Here is a 19996-nt window from a genome sequence, read left to right as displayed (position 1 = left end):
TATCGGTGGGGACAGGCTATCCGCCACGGATTGTACGACTACTCGCCACCTGTTGGGGTTTGCAGTTGAGGTACGTCGAGGACTTCAACCAATGCTGGTCCGGGTACCAGGAAAACATGAACTGCCCGTCCTTGAGTTTATCCACCACCTGGCGCGCCACCTGCGGGCGCACCGCTGGGCAACCCTGGCTGCGGCCGATACGGCCTTCGCGCTTGCTCCACAACGGGCTGACGTAGTCGGCGGCGTGGATCACGATGGCGCGGTCGCGGGCCTGGTCATTGAAACCCGGCTCCAGGCCGTCCATGCGCAACGAATAACCGTGGGTGCCCAGGTAACTCTCCTGGGTGCGGAACAAGCCCAGGCTGGACTGGTGGCTGCCCTCGCGATTGGAGAACTGGGTGGCGAAGTTTTCCCCGGACTTGGCGCCATGGGCCACCAGGTCGCGCAGCACCAGGGTCTTTTTATGCAGGTCGAAGATCCACAGCCGACGGGCGGTCGAAGGCTGGGAATAGTCAATGACGGCCAGGCGCTCGGAGCGTTCCTCGCCATTATTGACCGCACACTGCACAGCGTTCAGGGCGCTTTTCAATACAGTGGGATTGAGTTCTGGAGCCGAGCGCGCCAGGCTGCTATACAAGGTAGGAGGGTTGCCATTGGCGGCGAGGGCATTGCTGCCCAACGCGGCCAGGCTCACGGTGATCAAGCCGAGGCGGCACAAAAAAGTCAGCATCTACAGTACATCCCCCCGCTGTGGATTGGAGCAAAGCCATTGTTCAAAAAACACGCATGTTACTTGAGCATTTGCCTGCTCGTTGCACCATTGGTCGCGACAGCCGACGAGCTGCCGGTGGAACCTGTGCCAATTGTTTCCGCCAGTCCGCTGCAACAAGCGCTGGCGGCACTGCCGGCGGTGTGCCCCCATTTGGCGCCGCATATCGATGCCGCTAGCCAATCGCGACTGCAAGCGTTCTACCAGCAGCAGGGCGATGTCGCGCTGTGGTCTGCCGAGCGCCGGCAGGCATTGCAGGCCCAGCTGCTGCTGCTCGCCGATGACGGCCTGGACCCCACCCACTATAGCCTGCCTGTGCCGGACGCCACGGCCAACGTGCTGTGCAGCGATATCGACAGCAGTCGCCAGTACCTGCAAGCCCTGCAGGATCTGCACTACGGCCGCCTGCAACAATCGCGCTTCGAACCGCTGTGGCACTCCCAGCCACCGACCCGTGACCCGAACACCGAAGTGCTGGCTTTCGCCGCCACTGGCCTGCAAGACATGACCCAAGGGTTTGACCAGGCCCGCCCCAGTGCCGATTTGTACCGCAGCCTGCGCAACACCTATGCCACCGTGCGCCTGCAACCGTTGCCGCACTGGGACCCGATCGCCAGCGGCCCTTTGCTGCGCCCCGGCAAGGAGGACCCGCGCGTGCCGGACCTGGCGCGGCGTCTGGTCAGCGGCGGCTACCTGGCCAGTGCGCCGGGCGGCAAGCTCTATCGCGATGAGCTGGTCAAGGCGGTCAAGGCCTTCCAGCTCAGCCACTCCTTGCAAGCCGATGGCGTGATCGGCGCCGGCACGGTAACCGAGTTGAATATCAGCCCGGCGATCCGCCGCGAGCAACTGCGCATCAACCTCGAACGTTTCCGCTGGCTGGCCCAGGACTTGGAGCCCGAGGGCGTGCTGGTCAATGTCGCCGCCGCGCAACTGAGCGTGTACCAGAGCGGCATCCCGGTGTGGCAAACCCGCCTGCAAGTCGGCCGCGCCGAACGCCAGACGCCGCTGCTCAAGTCGCGCATCACCCGGCTGACCCTCAACCCCACCTGGACCATTCCGCCGACCATCATGCGCGAGGACAAACTCCCGGCGATCCGCCTCAACCCCGAATACCTGCGCCAGCAGAACCTGCAAGTGCTCGACCCCGAAGGCCGCCCGCTGGCGCCCGAGCAGATCGACTGGGCACGCCCCGGCAACATCCTCCTGCGCCAGGAAGCAGGCCCGCGCAACCCGTTGGGCAAGATCGTGATGCGTTTTCCCAACCCGTATTCGGTGTACCTGCACGATACCCCCAGCCAACCCCTGTTCAGCAAGGGCCCGCGTGCATTCAGCTCGGGCTGCGTGCGGGTCGAACAGCCGTTGATGCTGCGCGACTTGCTGGTGACCCCGGCCGAGCGTGCACGCACCGATGAACTGCTGGCCACCGGCGTGACCCATGAATTCCGGCTGGCCACGCCGGTGCCGGTGTTGCTGGGCTACTGGACCGTGGAGGTCGATCGCCAGGGTAGCTTGGTGTACGCGCCGGATATCTACTCGCGGGATTTGGCGCTGATGAAGGCGATGGGCGCCACTCTCTAGCTTTTTGCTTTCCTTACCGGCCAACCACAGGACAAACCATGCCCTTGCCGTTCGTAAAGATGCACGCCCACGGCGACGATTTCATCATCATCGACCGCCGTGGCCAGAACGATCCGATTACCGCGCAAGTCGCGCGCCGCCTGGGTAACCGCCATACCGGTATCGGCTTCAACCAACTCGCCGTGGTGCTCGATTGCGACGATGCAGCGGCGCGGATCAAATTCTGGAACCCCAACGGCACGCCACTGCAAACTTGCGGCAGTGCCACCCGTGGCGTGGCGGATCGCTTGATGCAGGAAGCCGGCAGCGACTCGATTGTGCTGCGCACCGACCGCGGCTTGCTGACCTGCGTGCGTGCGCCGGGGCGCCAGGTGTCAGTCAACATGGGCGAGCCGTCGCTGGACTGGGCCGCCGTGCCGCTGGCCGAGGCCATGGATACCCGCAGTTTGCCGCTCGCAGGTGAGCCTGCTGCGTGCAGCATGGGCAATCCGCATTGCACGTTTTTTGTCGATGACATAACGGCTATCGACGTGGCGGCCGTGGGCCCGGCGCTGGAGCTGCATCCGTTGTTTCCGGTCAAGACCAATGTGCATTTCGTGCAGGTGCTGGACCGTGGGCACATCCGGCTGCGTATCTGGGAGCGCGGCGGGGGTGTGCCGCTGGGGTCGGGGTCGTGTTGCTGCGGGGCGGTGGTCAATGGCATCCGCCGTGGCTTGCTGGATGCCAGGGTTGAGGTGCAGTGCGATGGCGGTACGGTGACGGTGGAGTGGGCGGGCGAGGGCGGAGTGGTGTTGACGGGGAGTGTGGAGCCGGTGATGCAGGGCAATGTGTTTGGTATCGGTTGAAGCTAGGTAGTTGAAGCTGTGGTGACTGGGCGGCCGCCATCGCAGGCAAGCCAGCTCCCAGAGGGGATTGGGTTTGCAGGCTGGGGCAGGTGTACAAAGCTCCCAGAGGGGATTGGGTTTGCAGGCTGGGGCAGGTGTACAAAGCTCCCAGAGGGGATTGGGCTTGCAGGTTGGGGCAGGTGTACACCGTTCAAAATGTGGGAGCTGGCTTGCCTGCGATAGCGGTGGCACAGGCGACCGCTAAACCTCGCCAGGCACAAAACGCACGCTGAACAACGTGCCATCCTGCACAGTGGACCTCACCGCCACATCGCCGCCATGCACCCTCGCCAACTCCCGCACGATGTACAGCCCCAGGCCCACGCTGCGCACGTCGCTGCCTTGTTCGGTGCCGCGGGTCATTGGCTCGAACAGCCCATCCAGCAGCGTCTCGGGAATCACCGCGCCGTGGTTGTGCACGCAGACCGTGCAACCACCATCGCTCAACTGCGACGTAATGGTGATGGGGCGTTGCAGGTCGCCATAGGCCACGCTGTTGGCCACCAGGTTGCCGATGATCTGTTGCACGCGGTCGGCGTCCAGGCTGGCGTCGCCACTGCCCACGGCGTGATGTTCCAAAGTGGCTTTGGGGAAGGCCACGCGCAATTCATCCACGGCCTGCTGGGTCACCGCGTGCAGGTCGAGTGGCGCCACCTTGATGCTGATGCCGTGGCCGACGCGGGCCTGGGTGAAGTCCAGCAGGTCGGCGATCATGCGTTGGGCGCGTTCGGAGGACTGGGCGATATGCCCCAGCAACTGGCGCTCCTTGGCGCTGCGTTCGCCTCGGCTGAGGAAGTCCGAGGCCATGCGGATCGCCGTGAGCGGGTTCTTCAAGTCATGGCTGACGATCGCCACCATCTGCTCGGCAAACAGCGCACGGCGCTGGGCGATGGCATAGGCCTCGCTCAATTCAGCCTGAGCGTGCTTGAGGGCGAGTTCGGTGGCGGTCTTTTCCTGCAACAGCGCTTCGGCCAGGTTGCGGGCGTTGAGCAGTTCGCGCTCGTACTTGTCGCGGTCGGTGGTGCCGAACAGGGCCAGGTCGTAGACCACGCCATCTGCCTGCTCGCGCTTGAGGCCATTGAGCAGCACGGTCACCTTGTGTCCGTCGCGGTGCAGCATGTCCAGCTTCACCTCGGTCACGCTGCCGCGCAGGCGCAGCATCGGTGCCAGGTGGGTTTGGTGGAAGATCCTTCCGCCCATGGTCAGCAGGTCCTGGAAGCGCCGGCCGCACAGTTCGGCGGCACTGAACCCCAGCCATTCACAGAACCGCGCGTTGGCTTGCAGGATCGTGCCGTCTTGCGCGGTGACGGCGAGGGCGCAGGCGGCGCTGTCGAACAGCTTAGCCGGCATGGGGGGCGGACCAAGGCGCAAGGAAGGTGTCCATTGCGGCGGCACAGGCTTGTGGTGCGCTCATGTGCGGGCAATGGCCGACGTTGTCGATCAGGCAATAGATGCTGTTGGGCAGCACGCGGTGCAGGTATTCACCGACGACAACCGGGGCGATCAGGTCGTCGCTGGATTGCAGGATCAGTACGGGTGTGGCCAGGCCTGCGACGTCCTGGCGGTTATCCGAGGTAAACGTCACACGCGCAAATTGCTTGGCGATCTCCGGTTCGGTGCGGCAGAAACTGTCGGCGAGTTCTTCGCTCAACGCCGGTTGCCCGGGCGCGCCCATGATCACCGGCGCCATGGCGCTGGACCAGCCGAGGTAGTTGCTGTCGAGGGTGTCGAGCAGGTCGTCGATATCGCTGCGCTTGAAGCCGCCGACGTAACCGTCGGCATCGATGTAACGCGGCGACGGGCCGATCATCACGTGGGCGGCGATGCGCCCGGGGGCCTGGCGGTCGGCGAGGGTGGCGATCATCGCGCTGACCGAATGGCTGACCAGAATCACCGGGCCTACCGCAAAGGCCTGGATGATCTCGTTCAAGTCGCGGGCGTATCCGTCCAGCGTGCTGTACTTGGCCTTGTCGAACGCATTGAGGTCCGACAGACCGGCGCCGACCAAGTCGTACATCACCACGCGAAAATGCGCGGAAAATAGCGGTGCCAGGTTGCTCCACATAGCCTGGTTGCAACCGAAACCGTGGGAGAACACCAAGGTCGAGGCGCCACTGCCCATCACGCTGACGTTGTTGCGGTGTCGTAGGTCCATGGGCTTCCCGGTTATGGCGTTTTGCTATGCATGGGCGGAGTTTAGATAGTCAACGGCGTGGGGTCACGCGTTATAGCGCGGATAGGGTAAAGTCGGCGCCTTCAGGAAGAAACTTCAGGTAACAAGTATGTGGGTGATTGTGCGGCAATCCGTTTTCAGCCTGCTGGCGCTGGTCTGCATTGGCCTGTCGGGCGCCGCCCAGGCTGACCCGTCGCCGATTGGCGTGGCCCTCGACCAGCGTGTGATCGACCTCACCAACACCCTGGACGCCGGCACCACCACCCGTCTGAAAGACCAGCTCGCCGCCCTCGAACAGCGCAAGGGCGCGCAGGTTGCCGTGCTGCTGGTGCCCAGCATCGGCGACGCCAGCCTCGAAGACTATGCCAACCAACTGTTCCGCGCCTGGAAGCTGGGGCGCAAGGACATCAACGACGGCATCCTGCTGTTGGTGGCCAAGGATGACCGCAAGGTGCGCATCGAAGTGGGCTACGGCCTGGAGGGCACCGTTACCGACTTGCTCAGCCATCGCATCATCGAAGAACACATCACCCCAGCGTTTCGCCAAGGCGACTACGCGGGCGGTGTGAGCCTGGCCGTCAACGACTTGATCGTGCTGGTGGACGGCGGTGATTTGCCAGAAGTGGCGGCGCCGGCGACCGGCCCTCGGGCGCTAGCGGTGTTGCTGGCGTTTGTGTTGGGCGCCCTCGGTGGCGTGCTGCTCGCCGCTGGCAAGCTGCATTGGCGTCGTGCGTTGCTTGGCGTTGTTGCGGTCACGGTGCTGCTGACGATTTTCAGCGGTGGCCAGGACTGGCCGTTGTCCCTGCTGCTCATGCCGCTGACGATGCTGATCGGCGGCGCCACCTTTGGTGCGTTGTGGCTGGCGCGCACGGTGTTCTACTGCGTGCTGGGGTTGCTGGCCTACATCCTCGGGCTGGTGGTGGTTGACCAGCACTATGCCGACGTCAACTTCATCCACTGGCTGGCGTATCCGCTGGCGGCGCTGGCAGTGCTGGGGTTGTACCTGATCCTGTTGGTGCTCATGAAAGACGCCTGGAAACACAGCCGCGCAGGTTTCGTCGCGCGGTTGCTGGCGGCCGTGGCGGTGTATGGCGCGGCGGTGTATGTGCTGGACATGGGACGCAACGGCTGGCTGTTCGCGTTCCCCATCGCCTCGTTTGCCGCGCTGTGTATCTTTGGCAAGGTCGGCATGGGGTCGGGTTCGGGTGGTGGGTCAAGCTCGGGTTCCAGCAGCTCCAGCAGTTCCAGCGGCAGCTCATCGGGCGGCGGTGGGTCGAGTGGTGGCGGTGGCGCTTCGGGGAGTTGGTAAACCATGTGCAGAGACATCATGATTCGTCCCGCAACGGCTGAGGACGCGCTGTGTATTGGCGTGCTGGGCATGCAGGTCTTTCTCGATACCTACGCCACCGAAGGCATCCGCAGTTCGATCGCCAATGAGGCGCTGCAAGCGTTCGCGCCGCAGGCCATCACGCGGCTGCTGGCTGAGCCTGGCATTGCGTTGCTGGTTGCCGAGTGCAACCAGCACCTCGTCGGCTTCGCCCAGGTCAAATTCGATACCCCTCACGCGATGATTGAGGCGGCGAACGTTGCCGAGTTGCAACGCCTGTATATCCAGGAGCGGTTCACCGGGCTGGGCATTGGCTACCGCCTGCTGCAAGCCGCCGAACAACGCGCTGCGCTGGAGGGCGCCTCGTTGCTGTGGGCGACCGTGTGGGACGGCAATGAGCGCGCGTTGGCGTTCTACCCTCGGCGCGGCTACGCGCTGTTGGGCGCGCCGACCTATACCTTCCAGGGCGAGACCCACGGCAATCGGCTGTTTGGCAAAGCCCTGGGCCTGACGCCCGCTTGACTCTGCCCCACGGGACAGACTTTATGCTTTTTTTCGCTGCGCATACCGCAGGGTTTTCTACGCGAAAAAAGGACGATAGACATGCTGTGTCTGGTGACGGGGGCCAATGGGCACCTGGGCAATACGCTGGTCAGGGAATTGCTCAGGCAAGGCCACACCGTGCGTGCCGGTGTGCGCGATATACATCAGCAGGCTGCGTTCGCGGGGCTCGCGTGTGAGGTGGTCTACGCCGAGCTGCTGGATGGTGCCGCACTGCTCAAGGCCCTCGATGGCGTGGAGGTGTTGTTTCAGGTGGCGGCGGTGTTCAAGCACTGGGCGAAGAACCCCGAGGCCGAGATCGTCCAGCCCAATGTGCAGGGCACGCGGTGTGTGTTGCAGGCCGCGAGCCGTGCGGGGGTGAAGCGCGTGGTGTACGTCAGCTCCGTGGCGGCAGTGGGGCATGACGGCAGTGCGCTGGATGAAAGCCATTGGTGCGAGGAATCTGAAAATGCCTACTACCGTTCGAAACTCCTCAGCGAACGGCTCGCTTGGCACACCGCGAATGCCTTGGGCTTGTGGATGGTCGCGGTATTGCCCTCGGCGATGATCGGCCCCAATGCCGCGCGCTTGACCGACACCCTGGGCTTTTTGCAGGCGGTGAAGGAGCGCAAGGTGCCGCTGGACCCAGGGTTTCACTTCAATTTTGTCGATGTGCGCGATGTCGCCAAAGGCATGCTGCTCGCCGCGCAGAAGGGCCGTGCAGGCCAGCGCTATATCCTCGCCAATGAGCGCTCGTCATCGCTGGCTGAACTGGCCGACGTATTGGGTGTGCGAGCACCGCCACGGGCGCCGCGCCGCTTGCTGCTGGCCATCGCCTGGCTGCAAGAGCGCTGGGCCCGGCTGACTGGCCAGCCTGCCCAACTGATGTGCAGCCAGGTGCGGCTGTTCCATGGCGTGCGTCAGGAATACAACATCGATAAAGCCAAGGCCGAGCTGGGCTTTAATCCGCGCCCGCCGCAACAGGCATTGCGCGAGGCGTTTGCGTATCTGGACAGGCGAGGGGGTCAGCCGTACGAGACGTGAACAGCTCATTCATCTGGCATTTGAGCCCGGCGAGGTGGACGTCCAACGCTTGCAACTCGCGGATTCTGGCTTGCACATCCAGGCGTTTGGCATCGACGGCAGCGTTGGCCAAGTCCAATGGAAAGGCACGTAGCGCATTTTTCGCGGCGATCAACGGGCCCATCTCGGCGAGCTTGAAACCCGCCATCTGTGCCTTGCGGATCAGCTGCACCATTTGCACATGGTGCGGGTTGTACACGCGGTAGCGGCCGCTGCGCTGGGGTTCGTTGATCAACCCCATTTGCTCGTATAGCCGGATAGCTTTAGGCGTGCAGCCGGTGAGTTGGGCGAGGCGTCCGATGAACATCGAGGTAGTCCTTTACCGGGTGGTAGATCAGAGGTCCATGACCATCTCATGCCACGCCATCCCGCCGTGATCCGAGGCTGACGGCTGCACGTAGCGATAGCCCATGCGTGTGTACAGCTCCACGTGGCGGTCTTTGCACATCAAGTGAATGGTCTGCTTGCCCATGTCGCGCATGCGCTGCACAAACGCGTTCATCAGCGTTGTGGAATACCCCTTGCCCTGGTGCGCCGGGTCAACCACCACCGACATGATCACCACATTCGGCGCCTCGGCCGAATGCCCCACCAGTTCCTTGAACGCCTCGTCCGACATCACCACTTCGTGGGCGCAGCCGCAGTTGATGAAGCCCACCACCTCGCCATCGGCTTCCAGGATCAGAAAACCTTCTGGGTACAGCCGGATGCGCGTGGCGATCTTTTCCAGGGTCGCGGCTTCGTCGCCTTCGTAGGCGCTGGTTTCGATGGCAAAGCAGCGGGCGGCGTCAGAGGGCAGGGCGTTGCGCAAGGTGAGGGTGGGCATGGGCGTTCCTGGGGACAAAGCGAAAGGCGACATCATAGATAAATATCGCCCCCAGCTCCATTGCAGTGCCCTTGAAGGGGGGCTTACTCCTCTGGCGCGTAGTTCCTGACGCCGGCCTTACGCAGTTGTTCCTGGAACTCTCGGTGAAAATCGCTGATCCTCATCTGCAACGCTGGGCTGTAGGTGCCATCTTTGTTGTTGGGTTTAAAGCTGAACTGGATCGTGTTGTACAGTCCATCGCCACCGCCGTAATCGTTGTAGTCGTACACGTCAGACTCTTGCTTGACCTCGATGTTTTTTGACCTGGCGAGGTCGTTGAAAATCTGCATCGTTTGAGGGTAGTCCTCAATTTTCACCGTGAATTGAATGCCTGTGTCGTGGCGGTTGGCGCCGATGCTCCGACTCGACGCTTCCGGTGCGGCCTGAAGCGTCTGCGGTGCGTAGGAAGATTGAATGCCTTGCATAGTAAATACCCTCGGTTTGACGTCCGTATTGGATGCTTCACGTTGTGGTGAGCACCCAGTAAGGGGTTCCCGCCGAAAGAGGGTCGTGTGTGTCCAACTGTTAAGCCATGGAGGCTGAAATGCTGCAAATAAAACCCGCAACCCCGGAGGACGCCCAGGCGGCGTTCGATATTCGCCTGTTGGCCATTCGCAGCCAGTGCATCGGTGCTTACACGCGTGAGCAGATGATGGCCTGGACACGTGGCACCGCCGCAGATGGTTACAGCGCGCTGATGGCCAAGCCGTTTTATTTGGGGTGGGTACAGGGCGAACCGGTCGTCACTGGAATGCTTGATCTCGACAACAATGAAGTCGGGGCGCTGTTTGTGCTGCCTGAGTTCACCGGGCGCGGGTATGCCAAGGCCATGCTCGATCACCTGGAAAACCTGGCGCGGCAACGGGCGATTGAAACGGTGGTGCTGGATGCGACGTTGAATGCCGCGAGTTTCTATCGGGCGTGTGGATACGTGGGGGATGAGCAGGCGGTTTACCATTCGCCGTCGGGATTGGTGCTGGCGTGTATCCCCATGACCAAGCGGTTGGTGTGTTGAGCGTACAGTTTATGGGCTGTCGAGCTTTAGCGAGGCTGCGAAGGCGGCGGCACTGCTGGCAGAGATGTTGCCTGACCCAGCGCTTTCGCAGGCAAGCCAGCTCCCACATTTTGAGCAGTGTTGATAGGGCAGGCAGTGCTCAGCTCACAGATCTCACTGACACCGCTACCCCCTGTGGGAGCTGTCGAGCTTTAGCGAGGCTGCGAAGGCGGCGGCACTGCTGGCAGAGATGTTGCCTGAGCCAGCGCTTTCGCAGGCAAGCCAGCTCCCACATTTTTACGGTGTTCACAGATCAAAATGTGTGGCGCTGGCTTGTGTGGGAGCTGGCTTGCCTGCGATGCAGGCGCCGCGGTCTGTCAGTTGAACCGCAGTAGTTCTGTATCCCCCAAAAGCCCAGGATCTGTGTCTATCGACCGAGCCTTGTGCTCGTTAGCCTTGCGTCACGTTAACTGACGACCGAGCTTCCCATGGACCTTACCGCCGTACCCTTTGGCACCACCGACTGGTCAACCATCGAGCCTGTTACCTATCCCGGCGAAACCGGCAGCGCTGTGTGGCGCACCTGCCATTTCGGCACCACCCGTGTGCGCAGGGTGGAGTACACCGCAGGCTACCTGGCGGATCACTGGTGCAAGCGCGGGCATGTTCTGCTGTGCCTGGAAGGCGAGCTGCACACGGAGTTGGAAGACGGCCGCCAGTTCACACTGACGGCCGGGATGAGTTATCAGGTAGGCAACGACATGGAGGCGCACCGTTCATTCACTGCCGGCGGGGCGAAGCTGTTTATCGTCGACTAACCCTTAGTGCATCTTGCTGTGGTCCATCTTGCTGTGGTCCATGCCATCCAGGCCACGGGCCGGGGCCTTGACTTCGATCGTCTGTTTCTCGCCCTTGGCGTTCTCGACGGTCAGGGTCAGCGGCACGTGGTCGCCTTCCTTGATCTGCCCGGTCAGGCCCATCAGCATCACGTGGTAACCGTTGGGGTCGAGGGTGACGGCCTTGCCGGCCGGCAGCGCCACCGAGTCCACTGGGCCCATGTGCATCACGTCGTCCTTCATGCTCATCTCATGGATCTGCACGTCCTTGGCCGCAGGCGAGGCCACGCTCAGCAGCTTGCTGTCGCTGTCGGCGGTGACGGTCATGAACGCGCCGCTCGATGGCTGGCCCGGTACGGTGGCGCGCACCCAGGCGTCGGTCACTTGCACCTGGGCGCTGGCGTGGGCGGCGAGGGTCAGCAGGGTGAGGCCGAATGTCAGGCGCTTGAGGTGTTGAACGGCAGTCATTAGCAGACCTCCATGACGGTGAGCAGGTCTTCTGCGCACTCTTTAGCGGTAAGGGATGCCTGCAGCCCCAGGCGCAGGTTGCCACGGGTGTCGAAGACAAAACTGGTGGCGGTGTGGGATAGGGTGTAGGTGTCGCCGGCGGGGATTTTTTCATAAAAGATCCCGAACTCCTTGGCGGCCACGGCGATTTCTTCCGGGGTGCCGTACAGCGCTTCGAAGCTGGGATCGAAGGCCTTGACGTACTTGTCGAGAATCTCGGGGGTGTCGCGCTCGGGGTCGAGGGTGATGAACACCACTTGCATGATCTCGCCGTCGCGGCCCATCAGCTTCTTGGCCTGGGCCGCGCGGGCCAGGGTGGTCGGGCACACGGCCGGGCACTGGGTGAAACCGAAGAACACCACCGGCATCAGGCCACGGAACGAGCTCAGGGTGACGGTCTCACCGTCGGTGTTCTTGAGCTTGAAGGTGCGGCCCATGATCTTGTCACTGAGGTCCTTGCCGTACTTGAAGTTCAGCTTGGGGCTGTAGTCACAGCCGCCCAGCAGGCTGCCCAGGCCCAACAGGCCCATGCCGGTCAGCACTTTGCGGCGGGTGAATAACGTACTCATCAACTGCGCATCCTGTGAAACGCCTGCATTGCTCTGGATCTACACATCAGGCTTTGAAAAGGAGTAAAGGAGGAGGGCGCCAAGTCTACCAACCCAGGCCCGCCCGCGTAATGTGCGACGTTCTGCCACAGGGGCGCGCCGTGCTTCATCTCGGTGCGCCTGTGGTGGTAGAGTCGCCGCCATGAAATTGCGCCCTCCCGACCGCTCGCTGATCGCCTGGACCCTGTACTTCTGCGTGCTGATGAACCTGTTCGTGTGCGGTTTGGGCCATGGGCAGATGATGGGCCTGGAGCTCAACGGCGTCGGCGGGCAGTTCTGTTCGGTGGAAGGCAACCAGCCGATTTCCGACAAAGGGTTGGGTAGCCCGGCTTCCAGCAACATCTCGAACTACTTTGCTTGCCCGGTGTGCAACGCGCTGACCGTCGCCCTGGTGTTTCTGATCGGTTTGGCCTGGCTGTTGGGCCTGGGGCAAACCCCGCGCCCGGGCCATGAACGGCGCAACAAGGCTCCGCCGCGCTATTCCTGGCCCTCGGCCAACCCCCGCGCTTCCCCCGCAATCTGACGTGTGCCTTGGGCCGCCTGTGAGCAGGCGGCGTTCTATCGTCACGACTGTGAGTGCGTTTCATGAACCCTCTATTGCCTGCCGGCACCAGCCGCCTGGTCAGCAAGGCGTCCCGGCGCCTGCGCCTGGAGCCGGCGCTGCCCGACTACCCGAGCAATTCCCGTTGCTTCGTGCACCTCGATGCACGCCTGTTGCCCCATTGGCACACCTTGTTCGACATCTGCCCAGCGCTGCTCAAACTCGACCCGCCCGAGGGCTTGAACCTGTTCCGCAGCTTCATGACCTGGGCCTATCGCCACCGGCCACCGTTGGACTGGACCTACCACGTCAACGTCTGCCGTTGGCTGCTGGGCTCGCCGTATCGCACGCAGATTGACGATGAGCCGATCGAAGCCTTCATGGCGGCTGCGGCGGCGTGCTGGATCAATGCCGACACCAGCCAGGCCAGTGGCGTGGTCCTGATTTGGCAAGGCACAACTGTGTTCGACTGGAAGGACGCGCCCCGCTCGGACGTCGAACACCAGGCCTTGCCAGGCACCGAATGGGACTTCGCCTGGTGCCCGCTCAACGCGCAGGGAGCGTTCAGCCGTTGGCATTCAATGCCCTGAGATTGTTACGCAACCGGTAAAAGTGAATGACGGTTTCCCCGGCTGTTTCCCGCGCGGCCGAGGCTATACCGTGCGCGCTCCCGTTAAATGCAGCACCACCCGACTGGTAAAGAACAGGGCTGGGCTGCGACGGGATCGCCTCATTTATTTTACGGAGCCTTCATGAATCACAAGACTTGCCTGGCCCTCGCCGTTTCCCTGGGGGCCGCGCAACACGTTGCTGCGTCCGGTTTTATCGACGACAGCAAAGCCAGCCTCGACCTGCGCAACTTCTACTACAACCAGGACACCCGCAACGCCCGGGCCGCGTCGGACAAGGAGTGGGGCCAGGCGTTCATGTTCAACTACCAGTCCGGCTTCACCGAAGGCCCCGTCGGTTTCGGCCTGGACTTGCAGCAAATGGTCGGCGTGCGCCTGGACGCCTCCGGCCGCGCCGGCAAGGCCGGTGCCGACAACACCCCCGGCAGCGTCTTCCCGCTGGACGACGGCAAGGCCGCCCACGACTTCAGCAAGACCGGCGTCACCGGCAAGATGCGCATCGCGCAGACCCAACTGAAAGTCGGCAACCTGCAACCCAAGCTGCCGGTGCTGACCACCGAAGACGGCCGCCTGCTGCCCCAGACCTTTCGCGGTTACCAACTCGACTCCAAAGACTTCAAGGACTTCAACCTGATCGCCGGCAAGCTGGAGCAGGTCGTCGACCGCAACTCCAGCAACGGCCAGGGGATGTCGATTGCCGGCGCCAACGACCCGATCAAGGGCAAGGCGAGCAACCAGTTCTACTACGGCGGCGTGGACTATACGGTCAGCAAGCAACTGCAAGTGCAGTACTACTACGCCAACCTGGAGAACTTCTACCAGCAGCACTTCCTCGGCCTGGTGCACAACTGGCAGCTGCCGGTGGGCCAGTTCAAAAGTGACCTGCGCTACTTCTACAGCACCGCCGATGGCAAGAACGCCAGCGCTGCCGGGCGCGATGAAGGCTACGTCAGCGCGGGTTACTACGGCCCCGGCGTCAATACTGGCAAGGTCGATAACCGCCTGTGGAGCGCGCTGTTTACCTATGCCTTGAGCGGGCATTCGGTCAGCCTCGGCTACCAGAAAACGACAGGCGAAAGCGATTTCCCCCATATCAACCAAGGCCAGGGTCGCTCGCTGTACCTGATCACCAACTCGCAGTCGCTGAAATTCGTCAATGCCGGCGAACAGGCCACCGTCGGCAGCTATGCCTATGACTTTGCCGGCCTCGGCGTACCGGGCCTGCGCTCCAGCGTCACCTATATCCATGGCAGCCACATCCGCACGGCAAGCCGTGACAACAGTGAATGGGAGCGTGACCTGCGCGTGGATTACGTGATCCCCACCGGCACCTTCAAAGGCCTGGGCCTGACCTGGCGCAGCGCGGTATTGCGCGGCAACGACACGGCGGACAAGGACGAAACGCGGCTGATCGTCAGCTACAGCATCCCGTTGCTGTAACGCCTGGAGGTGCGCCCGGCTTGACCGGCATCAAGGTCTGGACGCGCCCACCGCGCCACACTGCAGGCCCGGCGCACCTGCGAGGCCACCATGCTCTATCTGCTGTTTCTCCTGGCCCATTTGTTCGCCGCCCTGATCTTTATCGGCACGGTGTTTTTCGAGGTGCTGATCCTCAGTGACCTGCATCGGCGATTGCCAGCGCGGGTGATGGTGCGTGTCGAGCAAGGCATCGGCCAACGCGCGCGGGTGCTGATGCCGTGGGTGTTGCTGGTGCTGTTCGGGGCCGGCATCGGCATGGTCTGGTTGCGTTATCGGCCGGTGCTTGCAGCGCCATTCGCCACCTCTTTCGGCACCTTGCTGACCTTCAAGTTGATCCTCGCCGCCAGCGTGTTGCTGCACTTTCTGCTGACGGTGCTGCGCATGCGTCGGGGGCGTGCCAGCGCGCGTTACCTGCGGGGTGTTCACTTGAGTCTGTTCGGGCATATGGTCGTGATCGTGTTGTTGGCCAAGGGCATGTTTTACCTCACCTGGTAACGCCCTTGATCGCCGCAAAAATGAGTTGAGGAGCCGCAACATGCAAGTACTGGATCGGCGCAAGGCCTTGTCGATTTCTCCGTTGTTTCGCCTGGCCTTCCGGCCATTTTTCCTCGGTGCGTGCCTGTTCGCGGCGCTGGCGATTCCCTTATGGCTGTTGGCGCTGGGCGGCATGACCGGCGCTTGGCAACCGGCCGGCGGCTGGCTGGCTTGGCATCGGCATGAGCTGCTGTTTGGTTTTGGCTTGGCGGTCATTGCCGGCTTCCTGCTGACGGCGGTGCAGACGTGGACCGGGCGACCCGGGCTCAGCGGTGCGCCCTTGGCCGCGCTGGTGGCGTTGTGGTTGGCGGCGCGCTTGGGCTGGTTGCTGAACGTGCCGTGGCCGTTGCTGGCGTTGGTGGAACTGAGCTTTCCTTTGGCCGTGGCCGGGGTGATGGGCTGGACGCTGTGGAAGGTCCGGCAGACGCGCAACTACCCGATTGTGCTGGTGTTGGTGCTGTTGGCGGTGGTGGATGGGGTGTCGTTGGCGGATGCGAGCCTGCAACGCCAGGCGGTGCTGGCGGGGTTGTGGCTGGTGGCGGCGATGATGGGGCTGATTGGTGGGCGGGTGATTCCGTTTTTTACCCAGCGGGGTTTGGGGCGGGTCGAGGCGGTCAAGCCTTGGCCGTGGTTGGATTATCTGTTGCTGGGTGGGTCGGTCCTGGTTGCGCTGGGTTACGTCAGTGGAGTGGCACTGCTTCCTGGCCTGTGGCTTGGTGCGTTGTTCGCCGTGCTGGGGTTGGGGCACTTGTTGCGATTGGTGCGCTGGCATGATCGTGGGCTGTGGCGGGTGCCGCTTTTGTGGTCATTGCACTTGGCCTATGCCTGGCTGGCGCTGGCGTGCCTGGGGATGGCGCTGTGGCATTTTGGGGTGTCGTTGAATCCCAGTTTGGCGGTGCATGCGTTGACTGTGGGGGGGATGGGGGGGCTGATTTTGGCGATGGTTGCGCGGGTGAGCCTTGGGCATACGGGGCGGCCGTTGCAGTTGCCGCGGGGGATGGGGGTGGGTTTTGTCTTGCTGAATTTGGCGTGTGTGTGTCGGGTGTTTTTGGTGGTGGTTTGGCCCGTGGTGGGGTTGTGGGTGGCGGGGGTGTGTTGGTGTGTTGGGTTGGGGGTGTACCTATGGCGGTACGGGCCGATGTTGTGGCGGGCGCGGGTGGATGGGCATCCGGGGTAAGTGTGGGAGCTGGCTTGCCTGCGATGGCGGTCTGTCTGTGTACATATCCGTTATTTAGGTAACGGCCACTTATGGTTCCGCTCTTACAGCGGGTCACTTTGGAAAAGCCCCAAAGTAACCAAAGGGCTCTTGCCCCAACACTCGGTGCCTCGCTTAGGCTCGGCATGCCCACTCCGGCTTGAATCCGTGGGCCGCCGCCATGCGCCATCCATGGCGCAGGGCGGCTAACCCGGCGTCCTGCCGGGTTGCCCACGGATTCAAGCCTGCGTTCGGCCAGCGTGTTTGACGGGGCAAGCAAGATCAAAAGCCAGAGCGCGGCGGCCTTAGAGCCGACCGGTATTTGTCCTGTCGTTCACCATTTAGCTGTGGGAACCGGCAACTGTGGGAGCTGGCTTGCCTGCGATGCAGACACCTCGGTACATCAGGCAAACCCAGTTGATGCCATCGCAGGCAAGCCAGCTCCCACAGAAAAGCATCTCCCTGGGCAGCCCCGACCATTCCATGCGACCCCATGCCACACCCAACCCTTGACCACGATCAACAGCCCCCACCCAACCAGTTCCCACACTGTGCCAACCGCCCTGAAGGACCACGCCCCCAACGGCATACCTCCTCCGAGGAATAGGCCCTACGCCCAATGCGGCGCAGGCTGCCCCCATCTTTCCAACGCTTGGAGCCCGGACCATGGCCCACCTGACCCAACAAAACTTCGTCTCCCTGAACATCGCCGTCCTGACCATCAGCGACACCCGCACCTACGACACCGACACCTCCGGCGACACCCTGGTGGACCGCCTGCAAACCGCCGGCCATATGCTCATCGACCGCGGCATCGTGATGGACGACATCTACCAGATCCGCGCCCGGGTTTCGCAGTGGATCGCCGACCCCCAGGTGCAAGTGGTGCTGATGACCGGCGGCACCGGCTTCACCGCGCGCGACAACACCCCCCAAGCCGTACTGCCGCTGCTGGACAAGCAAGTGGACGGCTTCGGCGAGTTGTTCCGTCAGGTGTCCCTGGCCGAAATCGGCATGTCGACCCTGCAATCCCGTGCCCTGGCCGGCTTCAGCAACGGTGTGCTGGTGTGCTGCATGCCCGGTTCGCCAGGGGCGTGCCGCACGGCCTGGGACAAGATTCTCTGCGGCCAACTGGACAGCCGCACCGGCCCGTGCAATTTCGCGCCGCACCTCAAGCCGCAGCTCGATCAAGCGCTCAGTGCCTGTGAGTCACGCTCATGAACGTGTGTGACAGCGGCGACCTGCTGCCGGTGGAGGACGCCATCGAGCAATTGCTCGCGCAGGCGCCGCCACCACCGCCCACCGAGGTGATTGCCTTGGCCCAGGCCCTCGGGCGGGTGGTCGCCGAAGAGGTGTTTTCGCCCCTCGACTTGCCGGGCTGGGACAACAGCGCCATGGACGGCTACGCCCTGCGCGCGTTTGACGTGCCGGAGCAGGGCGGTTACCTGGAAGTCGCCGGGCGCGTCGCCGCCGGGCACAGCAGTGATGTGCCGTTGCAGGCCGGGCAAGCGGTGCGCATTTTTACCGGTGCGCCGTTGCCACCGGGCGCCGACAGCGTGGTCGCCCAGGAACGTTGCCGCGTGTATGGCCAGCGCATCTGGTGCCCGCCGATACGCCTGGGGGACCACGTGCGCAAGCGCGGCGAAGAGCTGCAACGTGGGCAACAAGTGTTGAGCGCCGGCAAGCGCCTGCGCGCCCAGGAAATCGGCCTGTTGGCGGCGGCGGGCATCCCCCGGGTCAAGGTCTATCGGCCGCTGCGGGTGTGCCTGCTCAGCAGTGGTGATGAATTGCGCGAACCCGGTGAGTCGCTGGCACCGGGGCAGATCTACAACAGCAACCGTTACCTAATCGCGGCGCTGCTGCGCGGCTGGGGCGTGGAGGTGCACGACTACGGCGTGATGGCCGACGCCCTCACGGCGAGTCGCGATGCGTTGGCGCTGGCGTCTTCGGAATGCGACCTGCTGCTGACCACCGGCGGCGTGTCGGTGGGGGAGGAGGACCACCTCAAACAAGCGATCCGCGAACTGGGCAAGGTCGAGTTCTGGCGCTTGGCGATCCAGCCTGGCAAGCCCCTGGCGTTTGGTCAGGTGGCGGGCAAACCGTGGATTGGCCTGCCGGGTAATCCGACGGCCGCGCTGGTCACGGCGCTGGTGGTGGTGCGCCCATTCCTGCTGCGCGCCCAGGGCGCGGAGCGGGTGTTGCCGGTGCCGGCCAGCGTGCCGGCGGCGTTTGAATGGCTCAAGCCCAACCCGCGCCGCCAATACCTGCGTGCGCGCTTGAGCCCCGGCAGCGATGGGCAACTGCGCGCGATCCTGCACCCGCAGCAAAGCTCGGCGATGTTGGTCGCCGCCTGTTGGGCCGACGGCCTGGTGATCGTCGAGCGCGGGCAGCAGGTGCTCAAGGGCGCGGCGGTGCCGTTCCTGTCTTTTGCCGATTTTCAATAAGGAGCCACCATGCAACTGGTCTGCCCGGCAGGTAACTTGCCTGCGCTGAAAGCCGCTGTGCGCCAAGGCGCCGACGCGGTGTACGTGGGGTTTCGCGATGACACCAACGCCCGGCACTTCGCCGGGCTGAACATGGATGACAAGCAGTTCGACGCCGCCGTCGCCCATATCCGCCAGCACCAGCGCAAGCTCTACGTGGCGGTCAACACCTACCCGCAACCGAAGATCTGGCCGCGCTGGCAACGCGCCGTCGATCGCGCCGCCGACCATGGCGTGGACGCACTCATCGCCGGCGACCCCGGCGTACTCGGCTACGCCGCCGCGCGCCATCCGCAGATGGCCTTGCACTTGTCGGTGCAGGGCTCGGCCACCCACGCGGCGGCGTTGAAGTTCTACGTCGAACGCTACGGCATCCGCCGCGCGGTGTTGCCCCGGGTGTTGTCCCTGGCCCAGGTCAAGCAGGTGGCGGCCAGCGCCACGGTGCCCATCGAAGTGTTCGGCTTTGGCAGCCTGTGCATCATGGCCGAAGGGCGCTGCCACTTGTCCTCCTACATCACCGGCGAATCGCCCAACCTGTGCGGCGTGTGCTCGCCGGCCAAGGCGGTGCGCTGGAGCGACGACGCCGACGGCCTCAGCGCGCGCTTGAGCGAAGTGCTGATCGACCGCTACACCCCGGACGAACCCGCCGGCTACCCGACCCTGTGCAAGGGCCGCTTCCTGGTGGGCGGCAAGCGCTTCCATGCGCTGGAGGAACCCACCAGCCTCGACACCCTCGACCTGCTGCCGGAACTGGCGGCCATCGGTGTCGAAGCGGTGAAGATCGAAGGTCGCCAACGCAGCCCGGCCTACGTGGAGCAAGTCACCCGCGTCTGGCGCGCCGCCCTCGACGTCCACCGCAGCAGCCCGGCCAACTTTGTCGTCAAGGAGCAATGGCGCCAGGTGCTGGTCGGGCTTTCCGAAGGCAGCCAGACCACCCTGGGTGCTTACCATCGTGCATGGCAGTGAGGACA

The 19996-nt window shown here is 63.5% G+C and carries 23 protein-coding genes; 15 read left to right on the top strand and 8 right to left on the bottom strand.

The window, feature by feature from the left end:
• Nucleotides 1-16: 16 nt before the first annotated feature.
• Nucleotides 17-730, bottom strand: coding sequence for a murein L,D-transpeptidase catalytic domain family protein (locus ACU688_RS15955; protein ID WP_448185531.1), 714 nt, complete (start codon nt 728-730; stop codon nt 17-19).
• A 39-nt stretch (nt 731-769) separates the two neighbouring features.
• Between ACU688_RS15955 and ACU688_RS15950 the strand changes: the two genes are divergently transcribed.
• Nucleotides 770-2347, top strand: a complete 1578-nt coding sequence (locus ACU688_RS15950; protein ID WP_448185530.1) for a L,D-transpeptidase family protein — start codon at nt 770-772, stop codon at nt 2345-2347.
• A gap of 38 nt (nt 2348-2385) precedes the next feature.
• Complete coding sequence (dapF, locus tag ACU688_RS15945; protein WP_448185529.1) at nt 2386-3192, top strand: diaminopimelate epimerase; 807 nt, start codon at nt 2386-2388, stop codon at nt 3190-3192.
• Between the two features lie 240 nt (nt 3193-3432).
• Here dapF and ACU688_RS15940 read toward each other — a convergent pair whose 3' ends face one another.
• Both ACU688_RS15940 and ACU688_RS15935 read right to left on the bottom strand, forming a co-directional pair.
• Entirely contained in the window at nt 3433-4581 is a 1149-nt protein-coding gene (locus ACU688_RS15940; RefSeq protein ID WP_448185528.1) for a PAS domain-containing sensor histidine kinase, read from the bottom strand.
• The gene (locus ACU688_RS15935) at nt 4571-5386 is read right to left on the bottom strand and encodes an alpha/beta fold hydrolase (RefSeq protein WP_448185527.1); all 816 of its coding nucleotides are present in this window, start codon (nt 5384-5386) and stop codon (nt 4571-4573) included. Before ACU688_RS15935 ends, ACU688_RS15940 begins: the two co-directional genes overlap by 11 nt.
• A 127-nt stretch (nt 5387-5513) precedes the next feature.
• Here ACU688_RS15935 and ACU688_RS15930 point away from each other — a divergent pair, with 127 nt between their 5' ends.
• The 3 genes from ACU688_RS15930 (at nt 5514) to ACU688_RS15920 (ending at nt 8315) form a co-directional block, all read left to right on the top strand.
• The gene (locus ACU688_RS15930) at nt 5514-6713 is read left to right on the top strand and encodes a TPM domain-containing protein (RefSeq protein ID WP_448185526.1); all 1200 of its coding nucleotides are present in this window, start codon (nt 5514-5516) and stop codon (nt 6711-6713) included.
• A gap of 18 nt (nt 6714-6731) precedes the next feature.
• Nucleotides 6732-7253: a GNAT family N-acetyltransferase gene (locus ACU688_RS15925; protein ID WP_448185525.1), complete on the top strand. Its 522-nt coding sequence runs from the start codon at nt 6732-6734 to the stop codon at nt 7251-7253.
• 81 nt (nt 7254-7334) lie between these two features.
• Nucleotides 7335-8315 carry an NAD-dependent epimerase/dehydratase family protein gene (locus ACU688_RS15920; protein WP_448185524.1) on the top strand — a complete coding sequence of 327 codons (981 nt, stop codon included), beginning with the start codon at nt 7335-7337 and terminating at the stop codon, nt 8313-8315.
• On the opposite strand, the gene ACU688_RS15915 is transcribed toward ACU688_RS15920, so the two are convergent.
• The 3 genes from ACU688_RS15915 to ACU688_RS15905 form a co-directional block, all read right to left on the bottom strand.
• Nucleotides 8233-8661 carry a MerR family transcriptional regulator gene (locus ACU688_RS15915; protein WP_448185523.1) on the bottom strand — a complete coding sequence of 143 codons (429 nt, stop codon included), beginning with the start codon at nt 8659-8661 and terminating at the stop codon, nt 8233-8235. The two genes, ACU688_RS15920 and ACU688_RS15915, sit on opposite strands and share 83 nt — an antisense overlap.
• 27 nt (nt 8662-8688) lie before the next feature.
• Nucleotides 8689-9180: a GNAT family N-acetyltransferase gene (locus ACU688_RS15910; RefSeq protein WP_448185522.1), complete on the bottom strand. Its 492-nt coding sequence runs from the start codon at nt 9178-9180 to the stop codon at nt 8689-8691.
• A gap of 83 nt (nt 9181-9263) precedes the next feature.
• A complete protein-coding gene (locus tag ACU688_RS15905) occupies nt 9264-9644 on the bottom strand; it encodes a hypothetical protein (protein ID WP_448185521.1) in 381 nt (126 codons plus the stop codon).
• Nucleotides 9645-9763: 119 nt separating this feature from the next.
• Here ACU688_RS15905 and ACU688_RS15900 point away from each other — a divergent pair, with 119 nt between their 5' ends.
• Nucleotides 9764-10234, top strand: a complete 471-nt coding sequence (locus ACU688_RS15900) for a GNAT family N-acetyltransferase (RefSeq protein WP_448185520.1) — start codon at nt 9764-9766, stop codon at nt 10232-10234.
• Between the two features lie 467 nt (nt 10235-10701).
• A complete protein-coding gene (locus tag ACU688_RS15895) occupies nt 10702-11031 on the top strand; it encodes a DHCW motif cupin fold protein (protein ID WP_448185519.1) in 330 nt (109 codons plus the stop codon).
• A gap of 3 nt (nt 11032-11034) precedes the next feature.
• Here the strand turns inward: ACU688_RS15895 and ACU688_RS15890 are convergent, their stop codons facing one another.
• Both ACU688_RS15890 and ACU688_RS15885 read right to left on the bottom strand, forming a co-directional pair.
• On the bottom strand, nt 11035-11517 hold the full coding sequence (locus tag ACU688_RS15890) for a copper chaperone PCu(A)C (RefSeq protein ID WP_448185518.1): 483 nt from the start codon (nt 11515-11517) through the stop codon (nt 11035-11037).
• Nucleotides 11517-12125: an SCO family protein gene (locus tag ACU688_RS15885; protein WP_016976099.1), complete on the bottom strand. Its 609-nt coding sequence runs from the start codon at nt 12123-12125 to the stop codon at nt 11517-11519. Before ACU688_RS15885 ends, ACU688_RS15890 begins: the two co-directional genes overlap by 1 nt.
• A gap of 181 nt (nt 12126-12306) precedes the next feature.
• Between ACU688_RS15885 and ACU688_RS15880 the strand changes: the two genes are divergently transcribed.
• The 8 genes from ACU688_RS15880 (at nt 12307) to ubiU (ending at nt 19991) form a co-directional block, all read left to right on the top strand.
• Nucleotides 12307-12687 (top strand): DUF2946 domain-containing protein, encoded by a 381-nt coding sequence (locus ACU688_RS15880; protein ID WP_448185517.1) that lies wholly within the window; start codon nt 12307-12309, stop codon nt 12685-12687.
• Nucleotides 12688-12749: 62 nt separating this feature from the next.
• On the top strand, nt 12750-13295 hold the full coding sequence (locus ACU688_RS15875; protein ID WP_448185516.1) for a putative natural product biosynthesis protein: 546 nt from the start codon (nt 12750-12752) through the stop codon (nt 13293-13295).
• Nucleotides 13296-13457: 162 nt separating this feature from the next.
• Nucleotides 13458-14774 carry an OprD family porin gene (locus tag ACU688_RS15870; RefSeq protein ID WP_448185515.1) on the top strand — a complete coding sequence of 439 codons (1317 nt, stop codon included), beginning with the start codon at nt 13458-13460 and terminating at the stop codon, nt 14772-14774.
• Between the two features lie 90 nt (nt 14775-14864).
• On the top strand, nt 14865-15308 hold the full coding sequence (locus ACU688_RS15865) for a CopD family copper resistance protein (protein WP_448185514.1): 444 nt from the start codon (nt 14865-14867) through the stop codon (nt 15306-15308).
• Between the two features lie 40 nt (nt 15309-15348).
• Nucleotides 15349-16524: an NnrS family protein gene (locus tag ACU688_RS15860; RefSeq protein WP_448185513.1), complete on the top strand. Its 1176-nt coding sequence runs from the start codon at nt 15349-15351 to the stop codon at nt 16522-16524.
• 684 nt (nt 16525-17208) lie between these two features.
• Nucleotides 17209-17763, top strand: a complete 555-nt coding sequence (gene moaB / locus ACU688_RS15855) for a molybdenum cofactor biosynthesis protein B (protein ID WP_124529835.1) — start codon at nt 17209-17211, stop codon at nt 17761-17763.
• Entirely contained in the window at nt 17760-18986 is a 1227-nt protein-coding gene (locus ACU688_RS15850) for a molybdopterin molybdotransferase MoeA (RefSeq protein WP_448185512.1), read from the top strand. Before moaB ends, ACU688_RS15850 begins: the two co-directional genes overlap by 4 nt.
• A gap of 9 nt (nt 18987-18995) precedes the next feature.
• Nucleotides 18996-19991 (top strand): ubiquinone anaerobic biosynthesis protein UbiU, encoded by a 996-nt coding sequence (ubiU, locus tag ACU688_RS15845; RefSeq protein ID WP_448185511.1) that lies wholly within the window; start codon nt 18996-18998, stop codon nt 19989-19991.
• The last annotated feature ends 5 nt before the right edge of the window (nt 19992-19996 follow it).

It is taken from the genome of Pseudomonas acericola (SeqCode), assembly GCF_053456465.1.
This window is presented reverse-complemented; position numbering and strand designations above follow the sequence as displayed.